The organism is Clostridium sp. SM-530-WT-3G (assembly GCF_012843905.1).
Taxonomy (GTDB): Bacteria; Bacillota; Clostridia; order Clostridiales; family Clostridiaceae; genus Clostridium.
Genome location: NZ_JABAGC010000072.1, coordinates 1 through 5,070, shown reverse-complemented (window position 1 = coordinate 5,070; position 5,070 = coordinate 1). Strand labels below are relative to the sequence as shown.

The 5,070-nt window shown below is 27.4% G+C and carries 4 protein-coding genes; 2 read left to right on the top strand and 2 right to left on the bottom strand.

What is annotated here, in order from left to right; all coding sequences use genetic code 11:
* The first annotated feature begins 97 nt into the window (after positions 1-97).
* Positions 98-967, top strand: coding sequence for a cysteine ABC transporter substrate-binding protein (locus tag HF850_RS15105; RefSeq protein ID WP_169106245.1), 870 nt, complete (start codon positions 98-100; stop codon positions 965-967).
* 209 nt (positions 968-1,176) lie between these two features.
* On the top strand, positions 1,177-2,205 hold the full coding sequence (locus HF850_RS15100) for a U32 family peptidase (RefSeq protein WP_169106244.1): 1,029 nt from the start codon (positions 1,177-1,179) through the stop codon (positions 2,203-2,205).
* A 129-nt stretch (positions 2,206-2,334) separates the two neighbouring features.
* Here HF850_RS15100 and HF850_RS15095 read toward each other — a convergent pair whose 3' ends face one another.
* Entirely contained in the window at positions 2,335-3,498 is a 1,164-nt protein-coding gene (locus HF850_RS15095; protein WP_169106243.1) for a cyclopropane-fatty-acyl-phospholipid synthase family protein, read from the bottom strand.
* Between the two features lie 409 nt (positions 3,499-3,907).
* Positions 3,908-4,897 (bottom strand): hypothetical protein, encoded by a 990-nt coding sequence (locus HF850_RS15090; protein WP_169106242.1) that lies wholly within the window; start codon positions 4,895-4,897, stop codon positions 3,908-3,910.
* Between the last annotated feature and the right edge of the window lie 173 nt (positions 4,898-5,070).

The window sequence follows — 5,070 nt, the reverse complement described above, 5'->3', positions numbered from 1 at the left end:
TACAAAAAAACGGTCGGAACCCTTGAAATATAAAGAAAAATTAAAAAGCGTAGTGTAAACAACTTTACACTATCTATTATTTTAAGGGGCGAATAAAATGAAAAGATTTAAAAAATTAGCAAGTATTATACTTTCAGGGGTGGTAGCTGTTACATGCCTTACTGGATGTGGAAGTTCAACAGGAAGCACTGATTCTAGTAAAACGAATAAAAGTTCTTTAGAAAGTATCAAAGAAAATGGAAAAATAAGAATAGGTGTATTTAGTGACAAAGCACCATTTGGATATGTTGATTCTAATGGAGAAAATCAGGGATTTGATGTATATATAGCAAAAAGATTTGCAAAGGATCTTTTAGGAGATGAATCAGATGTAGAATTTGTGCTTGTAGATGCAGCAAGTAGAGTTTCATATCTTGAATCAAATAAAGTTGATATAATAATGGCTAATTTTACAGAAACAGATGAAAGAAAAGAAAAAGTAGATTTTGCAAATCCTTATATGAAAGTTGCATTAGGTGTTGTTTCACCTGAAGGGGCACCAATTAACTCTGAAGATGAACTAAAAGGCAAGAAGATAATTGTAGCAAAGGGAACAACTGCAGAAACTTATATGGTACAAGAACATCCAGATGTTGACCTTGTAAAGTATGAACAGTATTCCGAAATATTCCAAGGATTAAAAGATGGACGTGGGGATGGTATATTAAGTGATAATACTGAAGTTATTGCATGGGCTAAAGATAATCCAGAATTTGTTGTTGGTGTGGCAAATATTGGAAATCAAGACGTGATTGCTCCTGCTGTAGCTAAAGGAAATGATGAATTAAGAGAATGGATAAATGATGAACTTGAAACTTTAGGGGAAGAAAATTTTGTACATAAAGCTTATGAAGAAACTTTAGAACCTGTATATGGAAAAGAATTTGAAGAAAACCTTGTTGTTGAAGGTGGAAATTTAAATCAATAACTTGATTAGAGTAAATAAGAAAAATATAAGATGAATATAAATACATACTTTTAATGAATAATCATTAGAAGTATGTATTTTTATTTGTACTTGGTTAAATGAGAATTTTCATATAGAATTATTTATGAAATATTAATAAATAAAGAAAATTAATTTATAAATAATTCATTGATAATATAATTAAAAACAGTATTTAGAAAGGTAACATTATGAAAATAGTAGCAGGACTAGGATGCATAGATGATTATATAAGAATGGTTAAAGCAGGTGCAGATGAAGTATTTGTGGGCTTTGTACCTTACGAGTGGAATAAAAAATATGGGACTTTATTTCCTTTAAATAGACGTGAAGTGCTTTATTATAATACACAGATAAATTCTTTTGAAGATATGAAAATATTAAAAAAGATGGTGGACGTTTATAAGGTACCTGTAACAATAGCCTTTAATTATCTATATTATTTAGAAGAGCAATATGAAATAATTGCAGAGACTATTGAAAAATTAAAAAGTATAGGATTTTACGAATTTATAATTGCTGATATTGCACTTTTAGAGTATCTAAAAGAAAGAAATATAGACTGTTTTATTCATTTGAGTGGAGAATGTGCGGAAATAAATCGCCTTTCTATAAACTTTTTAAATCAATTTAATATAGGGAGATATATATTCCATAGAAAAAATACAATTGAAGATATAAAATCATGTATAGAGAATAATAATGTTAAAAATATTCAATATGAAGCATTTATGTTAAATGAAAGATGCCATTATACAGGGGCATTTTGTAGTTCTCTACATTGTGATGAATTAAGTCATATATGTCAGCTTCCATATATTATTGGAAAAGTAGATGATCAATCTGATAATTTTAAGAAAGTTAATGAAAAGTTTAATAAATATTATAAAGACATTGAAGAGGAAAACTTTGAAGAAGATTATGATGAATATGAAAATAATTCATATATTCTTGGAGCTTCTGGATGCGGAATATGTGCATTGAAAAGGCTTAAAGATTCAGGAGTGACTCATTTAAAGGTTGTTGGAAGAGGAAATTCTATAGAAAATATGGAAAGAGATATAATTGGGTTAAGAAAAGCAATTGATATACTTAACATGAGTGAGCAGAAAAATAACATGCACAGTAAGGAATATACACTAGAAGATAATATTTCATTTGAGAAAAAGATAAAAGATGAGATTTTTTGTGGCAAATGTAGTAATGAGTGTTATTACTAATATATGAATTAAGAAATAAGCCATATTAGAAATATAACTTTTGATATATTACTAATGTGACTTATTTTAAATTTATATTATAGTATTATAGCGTTTTTGTATAAAATAAATTATTATTTTTATTATTAATTAATACCATCTAGTTAGTGGTAATTCGTTATTTACACCTTTAGTTAATAAGATTTGATGAAGGTCTATGATTCCGTTATTAAATGTTGCAGCGCAAGCACATAAATATAAATCCCACATTCTTGTGAATTCTGTTCCCATTTTTTCTTCAATTGCACTTCTATGTTCATTGAAGTTTTTATCCCAGCATAATAATGTTTTATTATAATGTCTTCTTAAGCTTTCTACGTCAAGAGTGTAGAAGTTATATTCAGCACAAGAACTTAAAATTTCTCTTAAACTTGGTACAACTCCACCTGGGAATATATATTTTTTAATCCATGCATCACCAGGATATTCTTTTAAAGCGCTTATAAAGTGTAATAAGAATAAACCTTCAGGCTTTAATACTGAATTTACGCATGATAAGAATAAATCATAATTTTTTCTACCAACATGTTCAAGCATTCCAACACTTACAACTCTATCAAAAGAAAAATCTTTATTTGGAAGGTCACGATAGTCCATTAATTGAACAGATAATTGATCACTAAGTCCTTCATCTTGAATTCTTTTATTGAAAGCATCATATTGTTCATTACTTAATGTTATACCTACTCCTTTTACCCCATATTTTTTTGCGGCAGTTATTAAAAGTGATCCCCAACCACATCCAATATCAAGAAGAGTCATTCCAGGTTTTAAATATAATTTCTTTAATATTCTATCTATTTTACTTTCTTGAGCTTCTGTAAGAGTCATATTTTCATTTGCAAAATATGCACAAGAGTAGCTAAGAGTATCGTCTAGCCACAATTTATAGAAATCATTTCCTATATCATAGTGAGATGTTACTTCTTTCTTTTGATTTTTCTTAGAAGTAGACGAGAATATTACATTTTTTAATGAATGAGTATCTGTTTTAAAATCATCCATTTGTCCTAAGAAACAGTTAAGTGCATTATATAAGTCACCTTCTATTTCAATATCGCCTCTCATATATCCTTCACCTAATGCAATAGAAGTACTTGTCATTAGATCTTTAATTGGTATTTCCTTATTAAATTTAACAGTAAATAAAGGTTTACCTTCACCTATTAAATATTCTTGTCCATCATATTTAACTAAGAATGGTTTTTTATCAAAATCTTTTAAGAAATTAATAAATAATTTTGTTGTTTTCATTGAAATTGCCTCCAATTTAAAAAATTAACATTACTATGTTTTGTGCTATATTTTTTGTTGAATATTTTTCTATGTAAAATTAAAGTGTTGTAGTGTAAAAAAACAAGTTTTTAAAATTTACATATTTTTTATGTTTTGGAAATAAATTAAGAAATAATACTATTAACAAATAAATTATATTAAACTAAAATTACAAATTCAATAAACTATATGTGACTAAGAAGTAAACAATTTGTGAAGTTAAATATTTCAATATGAGGTGAAAATAAAAATTATAAACAAAAAATACCGCTATTTAAATTAATAGCGGAAAATTTAATATTAAATTAAACTTAGAGGTAAATAAAGCAGAATTAAAAAAATATGAAAGTAAATAATTTATCTTATAATTTAGTAATACAATAGAAAGTTATGATAATTGAAATACATAACTTTTATTTAATTTGTAAACTTCACAACCTTGGAATGGATTTGCAGTACCTATATACATATCATTATCATCACTTATAAAAATGTTACGTATACCATATGAATAAGGATTCTTGAAGCCATCTAACGAAATTGGAGAGAAGTTTACTCCATCTTCTGATACATAGAAATCAAAACCTGATGGATGTTGCTCACTTTTTAATGAAACTATATTTGAGTACAAAGAAGAAACTAATGATTCAAAAACAGGAAGAGTAAATTGTTTAATAAGCATATCAGCATTTTTTAGGAAAATTTCTAATGTTGGTTCTATAGCACTTGAGCAGTCAAAGGTACCGATATATAGTTTGTTGTTAAATATCTTCATTTGCCACATATAGAGGTTGTATTTATTGTTAAAACCACCATAAATTTTATTAATTGGGTTATTATATCCTACTACAGTTTCAATATTATCATTTTTATCTACACGTAAAATTTCACAGCCAACAGGAAAAACATAACATAGCATTGCAGTAGTATCTATTCCAGTACCTATATATAGATGGTCATTAAATTCAACAAGAGAAATTGGAATAGAGTTGAAATCATGGCCACCTCCATTTTTAATAATAAGCTTCCAATGATTAAGCTCGGGTTCACTTCCTTCTGTTCTCCAAAGCATAAAGCCTTTTTTACTTGAAGTACCAGGATAAAGATGATTATTGAAAGATGCTATAGTCCATATTGTTCCTATTGGATTTTTACCTTCTTCACCACCTTCTGGTGTTTCTAAAGTCCATCCGAATAATTCAGGATCAACTGAAGAATATAATAGAGAAGGTAAGTCTTCTCCATCAGCCATTACAGTGAGGTAAAGTTTGTTGTTATAAACCATCATTGACCTTGAAGAAGTTCCTTTGGTTATATTAGATGGAATTTCAAACCAATCTATACCATTAGTTGATTTTAGAATTTTAACACCATTCATTGATATGATAAATCTTTGGTAGAGATTTGAAATTTTTTATAAAATTAATAGAGGATTCATTATACATATACAATCACCTCAATATATTGTTTATATTAGGGTTAATCATATTTCTTAACCCTTATATATCAAGGCTTCGAAAAGCCGAGATTTTTATATCACTCAAATTTCCT